An 18,981-nucleotide genomic window follows, 5' to 3' on the forward strand; every position below is an offset into this window, starting at 1 on the left:
ATTGAGGCGGACGAGTCAACGGCCCGAGCTCATCACATCGACGTTCGCAGCGCGATTTGTGCGCGGCACCATGGGACGCCGCGTGCGGCCCGGACGCAGACGAGCCCCGCGTCGGCGCGGGCTTGCCGTTCGCGACGCCGGAGAGATAGCCTGACGCATTGGCGGTGTGCTGGCGCGACGCCCGCTTTCAAATAACGAACAGGCGCCAAGGGGAAACGCCATGTTCGAGATTCTCGATCGCCGGACGAGTCTGACCGGCAACCAGATCAAGATCCTTGCGGCGGCCATCATCGGCGATGCGCTGGAGTTCTTCGATTACTTCCTGATCGGCTTCGTGCTCGCCTTCCTGATCGGGCCGTGGAAGCTCACCTTCGGCCAGTCGGCGACCGTGCTGATGAGTTCCGGCATCGGCGCCATCCTCGGCGCCTATCTCTGGGGCTGGCTCGCCGACCGGGTCGGGCGCCGCATCGTGTTCATCGGCACGGTGCTGAACTTCTCGATCGCCACCGGCCTGCTCTATTTCACGCCCGACAATGGCTGGGTCTACCTGGCGATCCTGCGCTTCTTCGTCGGCACCGGGGTCGGCGGCCTGTATTGCGTCGACCTGCCGCTGGTGCAGGAGTTCATGCCCTCGCACAAGCGCGGCTGGGTCGGCGGGCTCGTCACCTGCGTGATCCCGCTCGGCGTCGGCCTCGGCGCCGTGCTGGGCGCCTTCCTGGGCAGCGACCAGTGGCGGCTGTTGTTCGCCGTCGGCGTGCTGCCGTCGCTGATGGTGCTGCTGGTCCGGCTCTGGGTTCCGGAATCGCCGCGCTGGCTGTGCCGTCAGGGTCGTTATGAGGAGGCGCGCAAGTCGCTGGCCTGGGCCTTGCAGGTGCCGCCATCGGAACTGCCGTTGCCGAGCGCCGCCGATGCCGGCCCGATCGTCAAGACGAGTTGGCTCGATCTGTTCAAATATCCGCGCAGCCTGATCACCTCCTGGCTCGGCAATGCCGGCGCGCAAACCGGCGTCTATGGCATCACGCTGTGGGCGCCATCACTGTTCGTGCTGCTCTTGAAGGTCACGCCGCAGGAAGCCGCCAAGATGATGATCCTGCTCACCATCTCAGGCTTCATCGGCCGGCTCTCGTTCTCCTATTTCTCCGAGCTGCTCGGACGGCGCGTGGCGGGCGGCCTGCTCGGCCTCGGTGCCGGCGCGCTGACCATCATTGCCGGCTATCATTACGACACGACGCTGTTCGGCATGTCGGCGTTCTGGCTGCTGCTCGCCGCCGCCTTCTTCTTCGCCGATGGCGGCTTTGCCATCGTCGGCCCCTATGCGGCCGAGGTCTGGCCGTCGCATCTGCGTACCACGGGCATGGGTTCGGCCTACGGCTTCGGCGGCATCGGCAAGATCATCGGACCGGTCGGCCTCGCCCTGATCGTCGGCTCGAACAACTACCTGAAACCGGACGTACCGCTGACCCAGATCCCAATCGCCTTCGTCTATCTCGGCTGCTGGTTCCTGATGGCAGGCGCCGTCTATCTGTTCTTCGGTTTCGAGACCCGGGGCAAGTCGATCGAGCAGATCGACAGGGAGCTGAACGCGACCGTCGATGTCGCGGCCTCGGCGACGATCCGGCAAGCCTGAGGAAACGTCATGGGCATCAGTTCCGCCGACCTTGCGGGCAATCGCGACGTGATCGCCCTGGCCGAGGCCGTCAGGGGCGCGGTCGCGGCCGCCTCCGATGCGATCGAGACCACGCGCCGCCTGCCGCCCGAATTGCTCGACCGGCTGCACGAGGCGAAATTGTTTCGCCTGCTGCTGCCGCGTTCGTCCGACGGGATCGAGACCGATCCCGTCACCTTCTTCCATGTCATCGAGACCATCGCCAAGGCCGACGCCTCGACGGCGTGGTGCCTGAGCCAGGCCGGCGGTTGCGCGATGTCGGCCGCCTATCTCGACCTGCCGGTCGCCCGCGAGATTTTTGCCGACCCGCGCGCGGTGCTGGCGTGGGGGCCCGGCCCCAAGGTCAAGGCGATCGAGTGCGAGGGCGGCTACCGCGTCACCGGCGTGTGGTCGTTCGCCTCGGGCGGCCGGCACGCGACCTGGCTCGGCGCGCACTGCCCGATCTATGCCGCCGACGGCACGCCGCGCCGCGACGCCAATGGCGAGCAGCTCGAGCGCACCATGCTGGTGCGCACCGAGGACGTCGAATGGACCGACATCTGGAACACGGTCGGACTGCGCGGCACCGCCAGCGATCAGTTCGCCCTCAACGACTTCTTCGTCCGCTCGGACCATTCGATCATCCGCGAGTTCGACCGCGAATGCCGCGAGGACGGCCCGTTGTACCGGATGAGCAACCACACCTGCTACCAGGTCGGCTTTGCCGGGGTGGCCTGCGGCATCGCCCGCAGTGCGCTCGATACCTTCATCGACGTCGCCCGCAACAAGGTGCCGCGCGGCATGAAGAGCCCGATCCGCGACAATGCCGTGGTGCAATCTGGCCTCGCCCAGGCAGAGGTCAATCTGCGCGCTGCCCGCGCCTTCCTGCTGCAGTCGATGGCGGATATCTGGACGGACCTGGAGGCCGGCAACAGCATCACGGTCGCCCAGCGCATCACCATCCGGATGGCGGCGACCAACGCAATCCACAAGGCGCGCGAGGCGGTCGACTTCGCCTACAACGCCGCCGGCGCCACCGCGATCTTCGACGGCCATCCGCTGGAGCGGCGCTTCCGCGACATCCACACCGTGACCCAGCAATTGCAGGGCCGGCTCAGCCATTTCGAGACCGTCGGCGCCTGGATGCTGGGCGTCGATGCCGATCTCGCTTTCGTCTAACCCTGGATATCAAGGAGAAGAACCATGCCATTGGGCGGACTGCAGCATTTCACCATCGAGCCGCAGGATCTCGAGAAGACCAAGGAGTTCTATTGCGACGTGCTTGGGCTCGAGAATGGCGATCGCCCGCCGCTCGATTTCCCGGGCTACTGGCTCTATTCCGGCGGCCAGGCCACCGTGCATCTGATGGGCACAAGGAAGCCGCGCGAGGGCATCGTGGTACGCGGCACCGAGAAGAAGTTCGAGGATACCGGCCGCCTCGATCACATCGCCTTTGCCGCCACCGATGTCGAAGGCGTCCGCAAGCGGCTGCAAGCCAGGAAAGTCAGCTTCCGCGAGCAGATCGTGCCGCGCACCGGCGATACCCAAATCTTCCTCTACGATCCCGATGGCGTCGGCGTGGAGCTGAATTTCCCGAAGAGCTGAACACCCCACCGTTCATCAGCGGCCGGACCGCGTGCCAGCCGATTCCGCAATATTGCGCAATCGGTTCCCGACAAGGCCGCGGGACGGCCATCACTCGGGCGCGATCCGGTCCGCTTTTCTTCAACATTGAATGACGATCTGGCCGGGCCGCGCCGCTGCGGCAGAATAGCCGGGTGCCGCGCCTTTAACCTACCCCAGGGCCAGGCGGCCCGGCTATTCGTCCCCACCTCCCCACGAGTTGGGCGTCAATCGAGCCCGCGCTCGTGGCTGAGGCGGACCATTTCATTGATGAAGATCTGCTTCTGCTTGTCGTCGAGGCTCGCATAGAGCGGTTCGGCGGCATCGGCGACGCTGCGCTGATCGCCGGCGCGGTCGTTGAGAAACTGGGCCTCGTTGCGCATTTGCTCGATGATGTCGTCGGGCGGATCGCGCTGGGCGCGTGCGATGCGCAGGTTGAGGCGGTCGGCGCCGTTATGGCCGAGATAGTGCATCGCGCTGTTGAAGCCGGCCCACTGCTTCTCCTGTTCCGGTGTCAGGTTCAGCTCCTTCTTGATCCGATCGATGTTGGCGTCGCTGTTGGCGACGATCTGCTCGGCGGTGAGCTGCGGTGCGCCATCCTGGGTCAGCACGGCCGGCTGCTGCTTGGCGCCCTTGTCCTTGGCCGCATCCTTGCTGGCAACCTTGGCCGATTTGCTGCCCTTGGTGGCTTGTTTGCCGGCGGGTGGCGCGGTCTGGCCCGCGGCGTTGGTGTTGGCATTGCCGTTGGGATTGTTGCCATTGTTGCCGGTGAAGACGCCCGTCACGCCGGTCACCACGCCGACGACGCCACCGATCGCCCCGCCCAGCACGCCGCCGACCGGACCGGCCGCCTTGTTGCCTTCACGCGCGCCCTTCTCGACGCCCTGCACGATCTGTGCATCGACCAGATGAGGCGCTGCGAGCAGCGTAACGGCGGCGGCTCCGAGCGCGACGCACAATTTCCAGCGCGTCCGCAGCTTCGCGACCGGGATGGGCATTATCGTGTCTCCATGATCGATGGTTCGTTGGGCGATGCGAGGGGTCAGGGCGGGGTCGGCGCATCCGGATTTTATCGTTTCCGGCTTGCGCAAGTCTATTGGCAACGCTGGGCACCAGGATGACCAGACAATCCGCTGCTGCCTGAGCGATCTGCTTTCCGATGGGAAACCTGCGGCCCAACCGCGCACCTTGCCCCCGAAGCGACACGCGCCGCGCTGAACGTTGCGGCGCAGCATGGTGACAAGAAGCTTTGCTCGCGCAAGGATTACCAAGTGCATTGCCTGCAATTTGACCACAACGTTAGTTCTACATGCACAAGCATCTGATTTCTCGACAGACGACGGCAATTCTGTTCTGATCAAACTGAACGCAAGTACACGACGTCGCGCAAAAGCGACGCGCAAAAAATACGAAAAGTCTTTGTCCGTCGGCTCACCAGGGAGGGAACGCCATGTCACGGAAGAAGCTTTCACGGCGGCAATTCGTTGCTGCGACAGCGCTGTCGTCGGCCGCGCTGATAACGGCGCCGTATGTGCGCGGCGCCTATGCTGCTGGAAAACTATCGATCGGCTTCTGGGACCACTGGGTACCCGGCGCGAACGACGAGTCGAGAGCCCTGGTCAAGGAATGGGCCGAGAAGGAAAAGGTCGACGTCCAGATCGACTACATCACGAGCCAGGGCGACAAAAACCTCGTCACCATCGCCGCCGAGGGCCAGGCGAAAACCGGCCACGACATCTTTGCGATGCCGACCTGGTGGCCGCATGCCAATTCCGAGCAGCTCGAGCCCCTCAACGACGTGATGGAGCCGCTGATCAAGCAGAACGGCGAGGTCAACGGCACCGTCAAATATCTCGGCCAGCTCAACGGCAAATGGCTCGGCGTTCCGACCTGCCTGGGCAGCCAGATCAAGGGTCCTTGCTCGCGCATCGACCTGATGAAGAAATACGCCAATATCGACGTGCAGGAAATGTATCCCGCAGGCAGCCCGCCGAAGGCCGACAACTGGACGCTCGACACCTTCCTCAAGGCCGCCGAAGCCTGCCACAAGGGCGGCTTCCCGTTCGGCATCGGGCTCGGCCTGACCAGCGACAACGTCGACACCGCGGGCGCGATCTTCCAGTCGTTCGGTGCCCAGCTGGTCGACGCCAAGGGCGACATCAACGTCAAGACCGACGCGGTGCGCCAGTCGCTCGAATTCTACAAGAAGCTGATCGCCTTCCTGCCGCCCGACGTCGCGGCATGGGACGACGCCTCCAACAACAAATGGCTGGTCTCCGGCAAGGGCGCGATGATCATGAATCCGCCGAGCGCATGGGCGGTCGCCAAGCGTGACGCGCCGCAGATCGCCGAGCAATGCTGGACGCACGGCTTCCCGGCCGGCCCGAAGGGCCGCTTCGCGCCGTTCCTGCCCTACTTCCTGGCGCTCTGGAACTTCTCCAAGAACAAGGAGGCCGCCAAGAGCCTGCTGACCCATCTGTCACAGCCGGCCTCGATCGAACGGCTCGTCAACGCCAGCGGCGGCTACGATCTGCCGGCCTTCGCGAACCTGACCACGCTCAAGATCTGGCAGGAGCAGTCGCCGCCGAAGGGGACGCTCTATCACTATCCGAACCCCTACAACCATCAGACGCTGTCGATCGCCGCGTCTCCGGCGCCGCCCAAGATCGCCCAGCAGATCTACTTCCAGGCCACGCTGACCAAGATGTGCCTGAAGTACTATCAGGGCGAGACCATGGAGAACACGCTCGCCTGGGCCGAAGGCGAGTGCGAAGGCTTCATGCGAAGCTGACGAAACCTAGCCCGCCGCGCGGACGCCTTGTGCGGACGATCGCGCGGCGGCTTTGCCTTCGCATTCCGGCTGCGACAATTACGGGCCGGCCCGTTCAACCAACCCGCGCGAGGACCCTGCGTCATGGTTGATGTCACCTTGCAGCCGAACCGTGTTGCGGCGACGCGGCCTGCGCGCAAACGCACCAGTTTGCGCAATGCCATGAAGCGCAAGTCGACGACCGCGTTCCTGATGGCGCTGCCGCTGATCGTCCTGATCGCCATCTTCGTGATCTATCCGGCTATCTACGCGATCCATTTGGCAACCCTGAACAAGTCGATGTCGAAATTCGTCGGCTTCGGCAATTTCGAGTTCCTGTTCAAGCGCGAAACCTTCTGGATGGTAGTCAGGCAGTCCTGCCTGTTCGCGATCTCGGCAGTCATCTTCAAGGCGCTGATCGGCTTCATCGTCGCGCACTTCGTGCACAATGTGCCGGCCAGCAAGCAGCGCAAATGGCGCGGCATGCTGCTGGTGCCCTGGGTAATCCCGCCGGCGATGAGCACGCTGGCCTGGCTATGGCTGTTCGACCCGTCCTACAGCGCCTTCAACTACACGCTCGGCCTGTTCGGGATAGGCCCGATTTCCTGGCTCGGCGAAGTCGGCTGGGCGCGCTTCTCGGTCATCCTCGTCAACGTCTGGTATGGCGCGCCGTTCTTCATGATCATGTATCTGGCCGCGCTGAAGTCGGTGCCCGAGCAGCTCTATGAAGCCGCCGCGATCGACGGCGCCAATTGGTGGCAACGCATCTGGTACGTGACCTTGCCGATGATGCGCAACATCATCGCCATCACCACGCTGTTCTCGCTGATCGTCACCTTCGCCAACTTCGACATCACCCGGATCCTCACCAACGGCGGCCCGCTCGATCACACCCATCTGTTCGCCACCTGGGCGTTCCGGGTCGGCATCGAGAGCAGCGACATCCCGCTCGGTGCCAGCGTCTCGCTGTTCATGTTCCCCATCCTCGCGATCGCGGCGATCTTCATCCTGCGCGACATCTCCAAACGGGGGAACGAAGCCTGATGAGCACGATGGCGATCGACAAGGCGGGACCGACGCGCAAGATCAAATATCGCAGCATGAGCCGCGACCGCGCCTGGGCGCTGCGCTGGTCGTATTTCTTCCTGGTGCTGTTTGCGATCTTCTCGCTGACGCCGCCGCTCTATATGCTGATCACCTCGCTGAAGAGCAGTGCAGAGATCTCGGCGGCGACCAACCCGTGGTGGGTGTTTCATCCGACGCTCTCGAACTACGTCGAGCTTCTGACCTCGAACCAGTTCCTGCGCTTCTTCTGGAATTCGGCCTGGATCTCGATCATCGTGGTGACCGTCACGATGCTGATCAGCGTGCCGGCGGCGTTCGCGCTGGCGCGGATGAAGTTCTGGGGCTCGGCGACGCTGGCGACCGGCGTGTTCCTCACCTACCTCATTCCCGACACGCTGCTGTTCCTCCCTCTGTTCAAGATGTTCGCGCTGTTCGGCGACCTGACCGGCATCGAGCTGATCAATCATTGGTACGTGCTGGTGTTCATCTATCCGACGCTGACGGTGCCGTTCTGCACCTGGATCATGATCGGCTATTTCGCCTCGATCCCGAAGGAGCTCGACGAGGCCGCAATCATCGACGGCGCGAACTGGTTCCAGACATTGACCCGGATCTTCATCCCGGTCGCGCTACCCGGCCTGATCGCGGCGACGATCTTCGCCTTCACGGTGTCCTGGGCGCAGTACCTCTATCCCCTGGTGTTCACGACCTCGACCGACCAGCTTGTGCTGCCGGTCGGCATTACCACGACGCTGATCAAGGGCGACGTGTTCAACTGGGGCCAGATCATGACCGGCGCCCTGCTCGGCGCCGCGCCGCCGCTGATCATCTACGCCTTCCTGATGGACTACTACATTGCCGGCCTGACCGCCGGTGCGACCAAGGGTTGAACGCGAGGTAGGAATTCATGGCTGATGTGACGTTGCGCAAGGTGGTGAAGCGTTACGACGACGTCGAGGCGGTGCGCGGCATCGACCTCGATATCGCCGACCATGAGTTCGTGGTGCTGGTGGGGCCGAGCGGCTGCGGCAAGTCGACGACGTTACGGATGATCGCGGGCCTCGAGGACATTTCCGACGGCGACATCATGATCGGCGGCGACGTCGTCAACGACGTGCCGCCGAAGGATCGCGACATCGCGATGGTGTTCCAGAATTACGCGCTCTACCCGCACATGACCGTGGCCGAGAACATGTCGTTCGGGCTGCGCCTGAAGCACTATCCGAAGGCCGAGATCAAGAGCCGGGTCGCCGAGGCCGCCCGCATGCTCGACATCACCGAGCTGGTCGACCGCAAGCCGAAGCAGCTCTCCGGCGGCCAGCGCCAGCGCGTCGCGATGGGCCGCGCCATCGTGCGCAATCCGAAGGTGTTCCTGTTCGACGAGCCGCTCTCGAATCTCGACGCCAAGCTGCGCGTTCAGATGCGGATCGAGATCAAGAAGGTGCACCAGAAGGTCCGCACCACGACCGTCTACGTCACCCACGACCAGGTCGAGGCAATGACCTTGGCCGACCGCGTGGTGGTGATGAACCACGGCAGGATCGAGCAGATCGGCACGCCCAACGAGCTCTATCACAAGCCGGCGACGCGGTTCGTGGCGAGCTTCATCGGCTCGCCCGCGATGAATTTCGTGCCGTGCCGGCTCGAGGACAATGCCGGCCGCCTGCAGGTGAGGCTGACCGACCGCATCGCCTTCCCGCTGCCGCCGCAACGTGCCGCGCGCTATCAGGCCGTGTCCCGCACCGACAGACTGCTGCTGGGGATCCGGCCCGAGCATATCACCGAGGCCAGCCCGCATGCCGAGCCGGGCGTGGAGCCGTTCGATGCCGTCCTCGACGTCACCGAGCCGATGGGCATGGAGACCCTGGTCTATTCCACCCTCGACGGCACCCCGATCTGCGGCCGGGTCAATCCCAATGCCGGGGCGAAGGATGGCAGCCCGCTCCGATTGGCTGTGGACCTCAACAATATGCATTTGCTAAACGAGGTGACCGGCGCCGTCCTTTGACGGCGGACAAGAACCTCAAGGGCAGGAAATGGCCACCAACAAGAAGAAGATTTTCATCACCCAGACTTTCTCGGCAGGTGCACGGGCGCTGCTGGACGCACGGGATGATGTCGAACTCGTCGAATTTCCCAACCTGATTTCTGCCAAGGACTTCCAGTCCATGCTGGAGCAGCATGCGCCGGTCCATGGCGTCGCGCTCGGCGCGACCCGCTTCGGCGAGCCGGAGCTCGAGGCCTCCAAGGGCATGATGGTGGTGACCCGGATCGGCGTCGGCTACGACGCGGTCGACGTGCCTGCCCTGTCGCGCAAAAAGGTGCCGCTGATGGTCGCGGGCACCGCGAACTCGCCTTCGGTCGCCGAGCAGGCGCTGTTCATGATGCTGACACTGGCCAAGCGCGCGCAGGAGATGCACGCGGTCGTCAAGGACGGCACCTGGGCGGGCCGGCTTGGCGTGCTGCCCTACGATCTCTACGGCAAGACCGTGTTGATCGTGGGCTTCGGCCGGATCGGCACACGCACCGCCAAGCGCTGCCTCGCGATGGAAATGAACGTCCTGGTGTACGATCCCTACAAGCCGGCCAGCGAAATCGCCGCGGCCGGCTGCGAAGCGGTGCCGGATCTCGACGCGGCGCTGCCGCGCGCCGATTTCGTCACCGTCCACTGCCCGAAGACACCCGAGACCGTCGGCATGTTCAACGCCGCGCGGCTCAGGCACATGAAGCCATCAGCCTATCTCATCAACACCGCGCGCGGCGGCATCGTCGACGAGAAGGCGCTGCACGACGCGCTGGTGTCGGGCAAGATCGCGGGCGCCGGCCTCGACGTGTTCGAGGTCGAGCCGCCGCCGACAGGCCAGCCGCTGCACGGCCTGCCCAACGTGATCATGGCGCCCCATGTCGCCGGCGTCACGGTGGAGGCGGTCGAGCGCATGAGCGAGCAGACCGCGCGCAATATCCTCTCCGTGCTGGACGGCACTCCGCTCCGTCAGAACGTGATCAACCAGGACGTCCTCGGCTGAGCTTTCGGCCTTCCTCGTGCGCGCCGCGACCGCTTCACGCGGCCGAGCGCTGCGGAGCATGCAGATGGGTTTCAAGGAATTCGCCAATTACGATGCGGTCGGTCTCGCCGAGCTCGTCCGCAACAAGGACGTCACGGCCAAGGAGCTGCTCGACGAGGCCGTCGCCCGCACCGCGAAAGTCGACCCGCAGATCAATGCGGTCGTGGTGAAGCACTATGATTACGCCGAGCAGCAAATCGCCAGGGGCCTGCCCGACGGGCCCTTCACCGGCGTGCCGTTTCTGATCAAGGACCTCGATCCCCTCGCGGGCACAGGCACGACGTCGGGCGCGAGCGTGCTGAGGGATAACATTGCCGATCACAATTCGACGCTGGTGCAGCGCTTCCTCGATGCCGGCCTGGTGATGTTCGGCAAGAGCGCGAGCCCGGAGTTCGGGCTGATGCCGACGACGGAATCCCGCCTGCACGGTCCGACCCGCAATCCCTGGAATCTCGATCATTCCTCGGGCGGCTCCTCCGGCGGCGCCGGCGCCGCGGTCGCAGCGCGCATCCTTCCCGTGGCGCATGCCAGCGACGGCGGCGGGTCGATCCGCATTCCCGCCTCCGCTTCCGGCGTGTTCGGCATGAAGCCTTCGCGGGCGCGCAATCCGGTCGGCCCCGACCGCGGCGAAGGCTGGGGCGGCTTCTCCGTCGGTCACGTGGTCAGCATCAGCGTCCGCGACAGCGCGGTGATGATGGACGCGGTCCACGGCCCGGAGCCGTCGAGCCTCTACGTCGCGCCGCCCCCGGCGCGGCCCTACTCACAGGAGGTCGGCCGCGATCCCGGCCAGTTGCGCATCAGCTTCACCGACAAGTCGCCATTCGGCGAGGCCATCGACCCTGAAATCGCCGCGGCGGTGCGCGACGTCGCCACCGTGCTGTCCGGGCTCGGCCACCATGTCGAGGAGCGCGCGCCACAGCTTCCCGCCGATCCCGCCCCCGTGATGACGACGATCGTCGGCGGCAACACCGCGTTGATGGTGCGGCAGCTCGAAGCGCGTTTCGGCCGCCCCATGACCTCGGACGATGTCGAGCGCCTGACGCTCATCATGGGACAGAACTCGCTGAAGCTGACGCCGGCGGATTATGTCGCCGCACAGCAGACCGCGTTTCAGATCACGCACGCGCTTGCCACCTTCTTCGAAGGTTGCGACGTCTTCCTGAGCCCCACGCTGTGCGCGCCACCTCTGCGGCTCGGCGAACTCAACACCATGTCGGAGGATTTCAGCCACGTCGCGCCAGTGCTGCGCCGCTACATGCCGGGCACGTCGATGTCCAACATGTCTGGCCAGCCCGCAATGTCGGTGCCATTGGCCTGGAACAAGGCCGGGCTGCCGCTCGGCATGATGTTCGCGGCCAAGCTCGGCGAGGAAGGCCTGCTGTTCCGCCTCGCCGGGCAGCTCGAGCAGGTGCGCCCCTGGAAGGACAAGCGCCCGGCGGTCTGCGCATGAAGCTGACAAAGGGTAGCCAAGTCAGCTAGATGGAGTGGCGTCGGCAATCGGCCGGCGTCCTGTCTGGAGATCGAATGTGAGCGACGACCCGACCGACAATGCGCTTGCCGCGATCGCGAGCATTCTCGATCAGCCGCGCGAGCCGGCCAAGGCTGCGGATAAGGCCGATCCCCCCGAAGCGCCGATTGCGGGGCCGCCGCCCCTGCCTCAGGCGGCGGAGCCGGAGGCGCGTGAATTCGCGCCAAGCGAACCGCCATCGGTCCAGCAAGAGCCAGTCCAGCCGCAACCCGTCCGGCCGATCGAGGCCAACGGTTATTCGAAGGCCGGGCCCGGCCCGATGGCCGCGCTGCGCTTCCGCTGGTCCGTGCGCGAAGAAGCCGGTCGTTATTACGTCGACGAGACCGTCGGCGAAGGCTCGACCCCGCTGGTCAACGGCCCGATGGACCGCGACGAGGCGATCAAGTTCGTGGACGATCGCGAGGCCGCGGCGCGACAGCGCTTCGATCATTTCAAGCAGGAGATGATCAGCGGCGGCGCGACCGCCTCCCCGGTGCACACAGACAGAGACATCTGATGTTCCGCGCATTCGCCGGCGTCGCCGTCGCCTTGCTGCTGTCCACGGCGCATGCGCAGCAGGCCCCGTCCCGTCTCGATGAGATCGTCCAGCGCGGCACGCTCCGCGTCGGCATGACCGGCGACTATCTGCCGTTCACCTCGCTCGACAAGGAGACCAAGACTTTCCGCGGCTTCGACGTCGACATGGCGCAAGCGCTCGGCAAGGCGCTCGGGGTCAAGGTCGAGTTCGTGCCGACATCCTGGCCGCAGATGATGCGGGATTTCGAAGCGGACAATTTCGACATCGCGATGGGCGGCGTCTCCATCACCTACGACCGGCAGAAGAAAGGCCTGTTCTCGACCCCGATCATGCGCGAGGGCAAAACGCCGATCGCGCGCTGCGCCGACAAAGGCAAATACGAGACACTCGCCGAAATCGACCACGCCGGCACCCGCGTCATCGTCAATCCCGGCGGCACCAACGAGCGCTTTGCGCGCGCCCATGTGAAGAGCGCCGAGATCCGCGTCTTCAACGACAACACCAGGATCTTCGACGAGATCGCCAAGGGCGATGCCGACCTGATGATGACCGACGCCTCCGAGACGCGCTATCAGCAGAAGCTGCATCCGGGCGTGCTCTGCGCGGTGCATCCCGACAAGCCGTTCGATTTCTCGGAGAAGGCCTACTGGATGCAGCGCGATGTCGCGCTGCAGGCATTCGTCGACCAGTGGCTGCACATCGCGCGCGAGGACGGCAGCTACCAGAAGATCTACGCGGCGTGGTTCGAATAGCCTTGCCGCGAACACGCAAGCGGTTCACCTCTCACAAGAGAAACTGAATCACCGTCCAGCAGTTGAACCAAAGCCCTGACGCCACGACTCATCATCTTGAGGCGGATCGGGCAGCGGTTTCTGCGCTGGAGGTCGAGATGACGAAGCTTCTGGCTATCGCCGCGCTTCTGCTGGCCAGCACCGCAGCCGCGCAGGCGCAATACACATTCGACTATGGCGGTCGCACCATCCGGATCGATCCCGATCGCGGAACGGTGTCGATCCCCGGCGTCTACGACAATACCGGCGAGCCGCCACGGCGCGCAAAGCGCGAGACCGGCGAACATAAGCGCAAGCCCGCCCCGGCGCAGGACGCCAGGTCCGACCCGCAGGGTGTGCCCGCCACATCCTCTCCGCCGACTGCGGCGCCCGCCCCGGCCGCGACTGGTCCGGAGGCTGTTCCCGCGGCCTCACCGTCTGCAGCGACGCCGCCCGCCAACGCGACCGTCGCCGTGACACCGCCTGCCGATTCGGCCGCGACCACGCCGCAGCCCGCGCCGCCCGTCCAGCAACAGGAAGCCGCGCCGCCCGCGCCAACCGTTGCCGCAGCTCCGCCGGCTGCTGCACCCAAGCCGGCCCCTAACCCGGTGCAGGCGGCAAATTCGCCGCTGGGCGTCTGGCTCACCGAGGAGAAGGAAGGCAAGGTCCGCATCGAGCAGTGCGGCGCCAATCTGTGCGGCTATGCCGTCGACAAGAAGACGAGCCAGAACCGCGAGCAGATCCTGATCAACATGAAGCCCGGCAAGGACAAATGGAGCGGCCGCATCGTCGATCCGAACAGCGGCAGCACCTACGATTCGACGATCGCGCTGAAAGGCTCGGACACGCTGCGGGTCCAGGGCTGCGCCTTCGGCGGCATGTTCTGCGGCGGCCAGACCTGGACGCGGGTGAATTGAGCCGCTTCATCCGGGTTACAAAAAAGCCCCGCGATTGCGGGGCTTTTCGTTCTTCAATCGCGAGGTCTTCACCCCACCTTGCCGTTGTATTCCTCGTCGGTGACGTGCTCCATCCAGGTCGAGAACACGCCGTCGAGCGCCTCCTGCATGGCGATGTGGGTCATGCTGTTGCCGGGCGAAGCGCCGTGCCAGTGCTTCTCGTTCGGCGGGATCCAGACCACGTCGCCGGGACGGATTTCCCGGATCGGGCCGCCCTTGGCCTGGACGCGGCCGATGCCTGAGATCACATAGAGCGTCTGCCCGAGCGGATGGGTGTGCCAGGCGGTGCGTGCGCCGGGCTCGAACGACACCCGCGATGCGTTCAGCCGCGCCGGGGCCGGCGCCATGTTGATCGGGTCCTGCAGCACCGAGCCGGTAAAGTTCTCCTTCGGCGCGCGGCGGGTCGGCCGCGAACCGGAAACGTGGATATCCATGGGGTTACCTCGCTCTCTTGATGTTACTTCTTGCTTGCGGCGTAGCGCGCCTTGGTCTCGGCATTCATCGGATAGAGGCCGGGGAGCTGGGCGCCATTGTTCACTTCATTGACGATCCAGGCTTCCATCCGTTCCTGCTCCGGACCCTCGGCCAGCACGTGGTCGAGGAACGCCTGCGGGATCAGCACCGCGCCATCCTGGTCGGCAACGACCACGTCATTCGGAAACACCGCAACGCCGCCGCAGCCGATCGGTTCGCCCCAGCCGACGAAGGTCAGGCCCGCGACCGACGGCGGCGCGGCATAGCCGTCGCACCACACCGGCAGGCCGGTGCCGAGCACGCCCTCGACGTCACGTACCACGCCGTCGGTGACGAGCGCCGTGACGCCGCGCTTCATCATGCGTGCGCAGAGGATATCGCCGAAGATACCGGCATCAGTGATGCCCATGGCGTCGACCACCGCGATGCAGCCCTCCGGCATCGCCTCGATTGCGGTGCGGGTCGAGATCGGCGACGACCAGGATTCCGGCGTCGCCAGATCCTCGCGCGCCGGCACGAAGCGCAGCGTGAAGGCCGGTCCGACCAGCCGCTTCGCGCCCGGCCGCAGCGGCTTGGTGTCGCGCATCCAGATGTTGCGCAGTCCCTTCTTGAGCAGGACGGTCGTGATGGTGGCGGTGGACACGTGCGACAGCGTCGCAATCGCTTCGGCGGACAGGGACATCTGGAAAATCAGCTCCGATGGGAGGAAAAGACCGCGCGCATGTTGCCGCGCAACGCCCCTGCGTCAAGGGCTGCGCAAGAATTCTGCGATCATCCAAATTTATCGCAGGCCTGCCGATTAATTTATTGAAGTTGCTGCATCATTTTGCACAGAGCGAATTCCGTTTCGTGCCGAAACACGCTAGCTTGATGGCTTACGAAGTCCGCTTGATCCCATGGCCGAAACCTTAAGTCCTCCCCGCCTTTTGCCGAGTGGCGATGCCGCCATCACGGTGGAATTCAGCCGCAGCATCGACGATGTCGCCAACCGGCGCGTGCTGGCGCTCGACCGCATCATCGCGGCCGAGCCGATCGGTGGCATCACCGAAACGGTGCCGACCTATCGCTCGCTGCTGGTGCATTACGATCCCGTCGAGATCGGCTTCGACACACTCGGCGAGCAGCTGCTCGTCCGCGCCGCCAAGGCATTGCCGACCGTGTCAGGCACGCGGCGCTGGCGCATCCCGGTCTGCTACGGCGGCGAGCACGGCATCGATCTGGAGGACGTCGCCAAGGCGCTCGAGACCACGCCGGATGCGATCGTCGCGCGCCATGTCGCCGGCGACTATCGCGTCGCCATGATCGGCTTCACGCCGGGCTGGTCCTATCTCAGCGGGCTGGAGAAGTTCTTGCACATGCCGCGCCGCAAGGATCCGCGGCTGCTGACCCCGGCCGGTACGATCTCGATCGGCGGCATCCAGACCGGCGTGCAGTGCCTCGCCGGTCCGAGCGGCTGGCACCTGCTCGGCCGCACCGCCGTCCGGACCTACCAGCTGCACCGCGACCCGATCTTCCTGCTCGAGCCGGGCGATGCCATCACCTTCATGCCGGTGGACGCCAAGACGTTTGCGGAACAGGACCGCGCCGCCGAGGCGGGCGAATTCGTCGCCGAGCAGGTGACGCCATGAGCAAGCTCGTCGTCACCTCGATCGGCCCGGCGAGTTCGGTGCAGGACGGCGGACGTCCGGGCTCGCAGCGCTACGGCCTGGTTCCGAGCGGCGCGATGGACCGTTTGGCGCTCGCCGCAGCGAACACGCTGGTCGGTAACGCGCCGTTCGCGGCGGCCGTCGAGATCGGCCCGTTCGGCGCGGCGCTGACCGCGCGTGGCGGCGCGGTGCGCATCGCGCTATCGGGCGCGCCCCGCAACGCCGACATCGGCGGCCGCGCGGTCGCCGCAGACTCGTCAGCCACGCTCGCCGACGGCGAAACCCTCAACCTCGGCTTCGCCCGCGGCGGCTCCTTCAGCTATCTCGCGATCGAGGGCGGCATTCAGGGCGAACCGATGTTCGGCAGCCTCGCCGTGAACGCCCGCGCCGGGCTTGGCAGCCCCTACCAGCGGCCGCTGCAGAGTGGAGACGAGTTGAAGACGAAGCCCGCCGGCGGCACCGCCGAGCGCCGCATCGAATTGCCGGCGGCAAGCGACGCGCCGATCCGCGTCGTGTTCGGCCCGCAGGACGATGAGTTCTCCGAGGACAACAAGAGGCTATTCCTCGACAGCGAATGGAAGATTTCGGCAACCAGCGACCGCATGGGCTACCGGCTCGAAGGCCCGAGCATCAAACATCTCGACGGCCACAACATCGTCTCCGACGGCACCGTGAACGGCAGTATCCAGGTGCCGGGCGTCGGCCAGCCGATCGTGCTGATGCCGGACCGCGGCACCAGCGGCGGCTATCCCAAGATCGCGACCGTGATCTCGGCCGATTTCGGCCGCTTCGCGCAGATCTCGGCCGGCCGGCCGTTCCGCTTCAAGGCAGTGACGATGGCGGAAGCGCAGGCCGAGGCACGCAAATTCCACGAGCTGCTACGGTCCCTGCCCGACCGTCTCCGCGGCATCGACGATTTCGGCCTCAACATCGAGGCGCTGCGAGATGCTAATGTCGCAGGCCAGGCGGTCAGCGCCATCGACGCTGCGACGTGGCAAGTGGCCGTTCCCTAGCGCATGATCCGGAAAAGTGTGAAGCGGTTTTCCGAAGAGATCATGCGCAAATAAAACAATGACATCAAGAAAAGGATCGATCGTCATGACCTCAACCATCGACCTCAATTGCGATCTCGGCGAAAGCTTCGGCCCCTGGGAAATGGGCAACGACGCCGCGATGATCGAGCTTGCGACCTCGGTCAATGTCGCCTGCGGCTTCCATGCCGGCGATGCCGACATCATGCGCAAGACCGTCGAGCTCGCGAAAGCGCGCGGCGTCAGCGTCGGCGCCCACCCCGGCTACCGCGACCTGCACGGCTTCGGCCGCCGCCCGATGCCGGGGCTGACGTCGTCGGAGATCGAGAACCTGATCGCCTACCAGATCGGCGCCTTGCAGGCGATCGCGACCGCCGCCGGCCACAAGGTGACGCACGTCAAGGCACACGGCGCGATCTCCAACGTCGCCTGCGAGGACGACATGACCGCGCGGGCAATCGCCAACGCGATCAAGGCGGTCGACCCCAATTTGATCTTCGTGGTGCTCGCCAACTCGAAGCTGGTGCGCGCGGGCGAAGCCGCCAACCTGCGGATGGCGCATGAGGTGTTCGCCGACCGGGCCTATGAGGACGACGGCAATCTGGTGTCGCGCAAGAAGCCCGGCGCCGTGCTGCACGATCCCAAGGCGATCGCCGAGCGCGTGGTGCGGATGGTGCAGGACAGTGCCGTGGTCTCCGTCACCGGCAAGGTGATCAAGATGCAGACCGACACCGTCTGCATCCACGGCGACACCAAGGGGGCCGTCGAGATCGCGCGCGGCCTGCGCGAGGCGCTGAAGGCTGCCGGCATCACGGTCGCGCCGTTCAAGACACACTGAGTTTGCTGACGACGCAAATGAAGGGCCGGCAGCAGCTGCCGGCCCTTTTAGATTCTGTTAAGAGTCTTCTTAAACCCAAACTTTGCCGATTTGTTGCTAGGTGCAAGCTTCCGAGCCTTCACGTTCCTCTCAGGACATTGGGTACGAAAGCATGTTCCGCACCACTCTCTCCATCGCAATTGCCGCGGTTGCCACGGCCGCCTTCACCAGCGCCGCCTCCGCCGGCTGCAACGTCTGCTACACGCCGCCGCCCCAGCCCTGCACGACCTGCTACCAGGTGCAGACCGTGCCGCCGCAGTATCGCACGGTCGAGCAGACCGTGATGGTGTCGCCGGGTCACGTCATCGCGCATCGCACGCCGGCGCAGTATCGCACCGTGATGGTGCCGAGGACCGTGATGGTTGCGCCCGAGGGTGTCGCCTATGAGCGCATCCCGCCGCAATATGCGACCCAGCAGCGCGTCGAGATGGTCTCGCCCGGCTATTCCTACTATCAACCGGTCCAGCCGACCTGCAGCACCTGCGGCGGTTACGGCTACGGCTACTGACGAGATTGCGTAGGGTGGGCAACGCGCAGCGTGCCCACCTTCACGAGCACAGCAGGGATGGTGGGCACGTCGCTGACGCTCCTTTGCCCACCCTACAAGTTCTATGAATTCGCAAACAAAAGCCGCCGCCTGAGGCCATCAGGCGGCGGCTTTTGGATTTTCTTGACGCCTCAGAACGGATGGACGGACAGCGTCCCGAACACGATCGCTGCAATCACCGCAAACGCGCTGTACAGCGCCGCGGTCTGAATTCCGGGCCCGGTCTTCCGTGAAATGCTTCGCGCGTAAAGATGCAGGCGGGCTTCCGCCGATAGTTCGCGCATGGTCGATCTCCAACGCCCCATTCGAGGCCATATGGAATATCGTTCCCGCGCGGTTTCAAGCGGGCGGCCAAAATAGTGATGCCGCCCCCTTGGGGAACTGGGTTCCGAGAGAATTATTCTTCGGCCCGGATTCGTCCGAGAATT

At 65.1% G+C, this 18,981-nt stretch carries 20 protein-coding genes; 16 read left to right on the plus strand and 4 right to left on the minus strand.

Going from position 1 to position 18,981, the window contains the following annotated elements; translation table 11 throughout:
* The first annotated feature begins 220 nt into the window (after window positions 1–220).
* The 3 genes from IC762_RS18555 to IC762_RS18565 are packed head-to-tail and all read left to right on the plus strand — an operon-like array spanning window position 221 to window position 3,250.
* A complete protein-coding gene (locus IC762_RS18555) occupies window positions 221–1,627 on the plus strand; it encodes an MFS transporter (RefSeq protein ID WP_195783713.1) in 1,407 nt (468 codons plus the stop codon).
* A gap of 9 nt (window positions 1,628–1,636) precedes the next feature.
* Complete coding sequence (locus tag IC762_RS18560; protein WP_195783714.1) at window positions 1,637–2,824, plus strand: acyl-CoA dehydrogenase family protein; 1,188 nt, start codon at window positions 1,637–1,639, stop codon at window positions 2,822–2,824.
* Between the two features lie 24 nt (window positions 2,825–2,848).
* Entirely contained in the window at window positions 2,849–3,250 is a 402-nt protein-coding gene (locus IC762_RS18565) for a VOC family protein (protein ID WP_195783715.1), read from the plus strand.
* Between the two features lie 245 nt (window positions 3,251–3,495).
* Here IC762_RS18565 and IC762_RS18570 read toward each other — a convergent pair whose 3' ends face one another.
* Entirely contained in the window at window positions 3,496–4,266 is a 771-nt protein-coding gene (locus IC762_RS18570) for a Spy/CpxP family protein refolding chaperone (RefSeq protein ID WP_195783716.1), read from the minus strand.
* A gap of 452 nt (window positions 4,267–4,718) precedes the next feature.
* Here IC762_RS18570 and IC762_RS18575 point away from each other — a divergent pair, with 452 nt between their 5' ends.
* The 9 genes from IC762_RS18575 (at window position 4,719) to IC762_RS18615 (ending at window position 13,939) form a co-directional block, all read left to right on the plus strand.
* Entirely contained in the window at window positions 4,719–6,059 is a 1,341-nt protein-coding gene (locus tag IC762_RS18575) for an ABC transporter substrate-binding protein (protein WP_195783717.1), read from the plus strand.
* A gap of 123 nt (window positions 6,060–6,182) precedes the next feature.
* Window positions 6,183–7,121: a carbohydrate ABC transporter permease gene (locus tag IC762_RS18580; protein ID WP_195783718.1), complete on the plus strand. Its 939-nt coding sequence runs from the start codon at window positions 6,183–6,185 to the stop codon at window positions 7,119–7,121.
* Window positions 7,121–8,032, plus strand: a complete 912-nt coding sequence (locus tag IC762_RS18585) for a carbohydrate ABC transporter permease (RefSeq protein WP_195783719.1) — start codon at window positions 7,121–7,123, stop codon at window positions 8,030–8,032. The genes IC762_RS18580 and IC762_RS18585 overlap by 1 nt, the downstream gene beginning before the upstream one ends.
* Window positions 8,033–8,049: 17 nt before the next feature.
* Window positions 8,050–9,150: an ABC transporter ATP-binding protein gene (locus IC762_RS18590; RefSeq protein ID WP_195783720.1), complete on the plus strand. Its 1,101-nt coding sequence runs from the start codon at window positions 8,050–8,052 to the stop codon at window positions 9,148–9,150.
* 28 nt (window positions 9,151–9,178) lie between these two features.
* Window positions 9,179–10,168 carry a hydroxyacid dehydrogenase gene (locus IC762_RS18595; protein ID WP_195783721.1) on the plus strand — a complete coding sequence of 330 codons (990 nt, stop codon included), beginning with the start codon at window positions 9,179–9,181 and terminating at the stop codon, window positions 10,166–10,168.
* 64 nt (window positions 10,169–10,232) lie between these two features.
* Entirely contained in the window at window positions 10,233–11,657 is a 1,425-nt protein-coding gene (locus tag IC762_RS18600; RefSeq protein ID WP_195783722.1) for an amidase, read from the plus strand.
* Window positions 11,658–11,733: 76 nt separating this feature from the next.
* Entirely contained in the window at window positions 11,734–12,231 is a 498-nt protein-coding gene (locus IC762_RS18605; protein WP_246801081.1) for a hypothetical protein, read from the plus strand.
* Window positions 12,231–13,004: a transporter substrate-binding domain-containing protein gene (locus IC762_RS18610; RefSeq protein WP_195783723.1), complete on the plus strand. Its 774-nt coding sequence runs from the start codon at window positions 12,231–12,233 to the stop codon at window positions 13,002–13,004. The genes IC762_RS18605 and IC762_RS18610 overlap by 1 nt, the downstream gene beginning before the upstream one ends.
* A 137-nt stretch (window positions 13,005–13,141) precedes the next feature.
* Window positions 13,142–13,939: a DUF2147 domain-containing protein gene (locus IC762_RS18615; protein WP_195783724.1), complete on the plus strand. Its 798-nt coding sequence runs from the start codon at window positions 13,142–13,144 to the stop codon at window positions 13,937–13,939.
* A 68-nt stretch (window positions 13,940–14,007) separates the two neighbouring features.
* On the opposite strand, the gene IC762_RS18620 is transcribed toward IC762_RS18615, so the two are convergent.
* Window positions 14,008–14,412 (minus strand): (R)-mandelonitrile lyase, encoded by a 405-nt coding sequence (locus tag IC762_RS18620; RefSeq protein ID WP_195783725.1) that lies wholly within the window; start codon window positions 14,410–14,412, stop codon window positions 14,008–14,010.
* Window positions 14,413–14,435: 23 nt separating this feature from the next.
* On the minus strand, window positions 14,436–15,134 hold the full coding sequence (locus IC762_RS18625; protein WP_195783726.1) for a ribonuclease activity regulator RraA: 699 nt from the start codon (window positions 15,132–15,134) through the stop codon (window positions 14,436–14,438).
* Window positions 15,135–15,348: 214 nt separating this feature from the next.
* Here IC762_RS18625 and pxpB point away from each other — a divergent pair, with 214 nt between their 5' ends.
* The 4 genes from pxpB to IC762_RS18645 all read left to right on the plus strand — a co-directional run bounded on the left by pxpB (window position 15,349) and on the right by IC762_RS18645 (window position 18,514).
* Complete coding sequence (gene pxpB, locus IC762_RS18630) at window positions 15,349–16,080, plus strand: 5-oxoprolinase subunit PxpB (RefSeq protein ID WP_195783727.1); 732 nt, start codon at window positions 15,349–15,351, stop codon at window positions 16,078–16,080.
* Window positions 16,077–17,111, plus strand: a complete 1,035-nt coding sequence (locus IC762_RS18635; protein WP_195783728.1) for a biotin-dependent carboxyltransferase family protein — start codon at window positions 16,077–16,079, stop codon at window positions 17,109–17,111. Before pxpB ends, IC762_RS18635 begins: the two co-directional genes overlap by 4 nt.
* 85 nt (window positions 17,112–17,196) lie before the next feature.
* Complete coding sequence (locus IC762_RS18640) at window positions 17,197–17,967, plus strand: LamB/YcsF family protein (protein ID WP_195783729.1); 771 nt, start codon at window positions 17,197–17,199, stop codon at window positions 17,965–17,967.
* A gap of 151 nt (window positions 17,968–18,118) precedes the next feature.
* Window positions 18,119–18,514 (plus strand): hypothetical protein, encoded by a 396-nt coding sequence (locus tag IC762_RS18645; RefSeq protein ID WP_195783730.1) that lies wholly within the window; start codon window positions 18,119–18,121, stop codon window positions 18,512–18,514.
* A 170-nt stretch (window positions 18,515–18,684) separates the two neighbouring features.
* On the opposite strand, the gene IC762_RS18650 is transcribed toward IC762_RS18645, so the two are convergent.
* The gene (locus IC762_RS18650) at window positions 18,685–18,837 is read right to left on the minus strand and encodes a hypothetical protein (protein ID WP_195783731.1); all 153 of its coding nucleotides are present in this window, start codon (window positions 18,835–18,837) and stop codon (window positions 18,685–18,687) included.
* Window positions 18,838–18,981: the final 144 nt, after the last annotated feature.

The organism is Bradyrhizobium genosp. L, assembly GCF_015624485.1.
In the GTDB taxonomy this organism is placed as follows: Bacteria; Pseudomonadota; Alphaproteobacteria; order Rhizobiales; family Xanthobacteraceae; genus Bradyrhizobium.

Excerpts from the sequence above, each read along its gene's own strand:
- IC762_RS18555 (WP_195783713.1), top strand. The coding sequence starts at position 221 with ATGTTCGAGATTCTCGATCGCCGGACGAGTCTGACCGGCAACCAGATC.
- IC762_RS18560 (WP_195783714.1), top strand. The coding sequence starts at position 1,637 with ATGGGCATCAGTTCCGCCGACCTTGCGGGCAATCGCGACGTGATCGCC.
- IC762_RS18565 (WP_195783715.1), top strand. The coding sequence starts at position 2,849 with ATGCCATTGGGCGGACTGCAGCATTTCACCATCGAGCCGCAGGATCTC.
- IC762_RS18570 (WP_195783716.1), bottom strand. The coding sequence starts at position 4,266 with ATGCCCATCCCGGTCGCGAAGCTGCGGACGCGCTGGAAATTGTGCGTC.
- IC762_RS18575 (WP_195783717.1), top strand. The coding sequence starts at position 4,719 with ATGTCACGGAAGAAGCTTTCACGGCGGCAATTCGTTGCTGCGACAGCG.
- IC762_RS18580 (WP_195783718.1), top strand. The coding sequence starts at position 6,183 with ATGGTTGATGTCACCTTGCAGCCGAACCGTGTTGCGGCGACGCGGCCT.
- IC762_RS18585 (WP_195783719.1), top strand. The coding sequence starts at position 7,121 with ATGAGCACGATGGCGATCGACAAGGCGGGACCGACGCGCAAGATCAAA.
- IC762_RS18590 (WP_195783720.1), top strand. The coding sequence starts at position 8,050 with ATGGCTGATGTGACGTTGCGCAAGGTGGTGAAGCGTTACGACGACGTC.
- IC762_RS18595 (WP_195783721.1), top strand. The coding sequence starts at position 9,179 with ATGGCCACCAACAAGAAGAAGATTTTCATCACCCAGACTTTCTCGGCA.
- IC762_RS18600 (WP_195783722.1), top strand. The coding sequence starts at position 10,233 with ATGGGTTTCAAGGAATTCGCCAATTACGATGCGGTCGGTCTCGCCGAG.
- IC762_RS18610 (WP_195783723.1), top strand. The coding sequence starts at position 12,231 with ATGTTCCGCGCATTCGCCGGCGTCGCCGTCGCCTTGCTGCTGTCCACG.
- IC762_RS18615 (WP_195783724.1), top strand. The coding sequence starts at position 13,142 with ATGACGAAGCTTCTGGCTATCGCCGCGCTTCTGCTGGCCAGCACCGCA.
- IC762_RS18620 (WP_195783725.1), bottom strand. The coding sequence starts at position 14,412 with ATGGATATCCACGTTTCCGGTTCGCGGCCGACCCGCCGCGCGCCGAAG.
- IC762_RS18625 (WP_195783726.1), bottom strand. The coding sequence starts at position 15,134 with ATGTCCCTGTCCGCCGAAGCGATTGCGACGCTGTCGCACGTGTCCACC.
- pxpB (WP_195783727.1), top strand. The coding sequence starts at position 15,349 with ATGGCCGAAACCTTAAGTCCTCCCCGCCTTTTGCCGAGTGGCGATGCC.
- IC762_RS18635 (WP_195783728.1), top strand. The coding sequence starts at position 16,077 with ATGAGCAAGCTCGTCGTCACCTCGATCGGCCCGGCGAGTTCGGTGCAG.
- IC762_RS18640 (WP_195783729.1), top strand. The coding sequence starts at position 17,197 with ATGACCTCAACCATCGACCTCAATTGCGATCTCGGCGAAAGCTTCGGC.
- IC762_RS18645 (WP_195783730.1), top strand. The coding sequence starts at position 18,119 with ATGTTCCGCACCACTCTCTCCATCGCAATTGCCGCGGTTGCCACGGCC.
- IC762_RS18650 (WP_195783731.1), bottom strand. The coding sequence starts at position 18,837 with ATGCGCGAACTATCGGCGGAAGCCCGCCTGCATCTTTACGCGCGAAGC.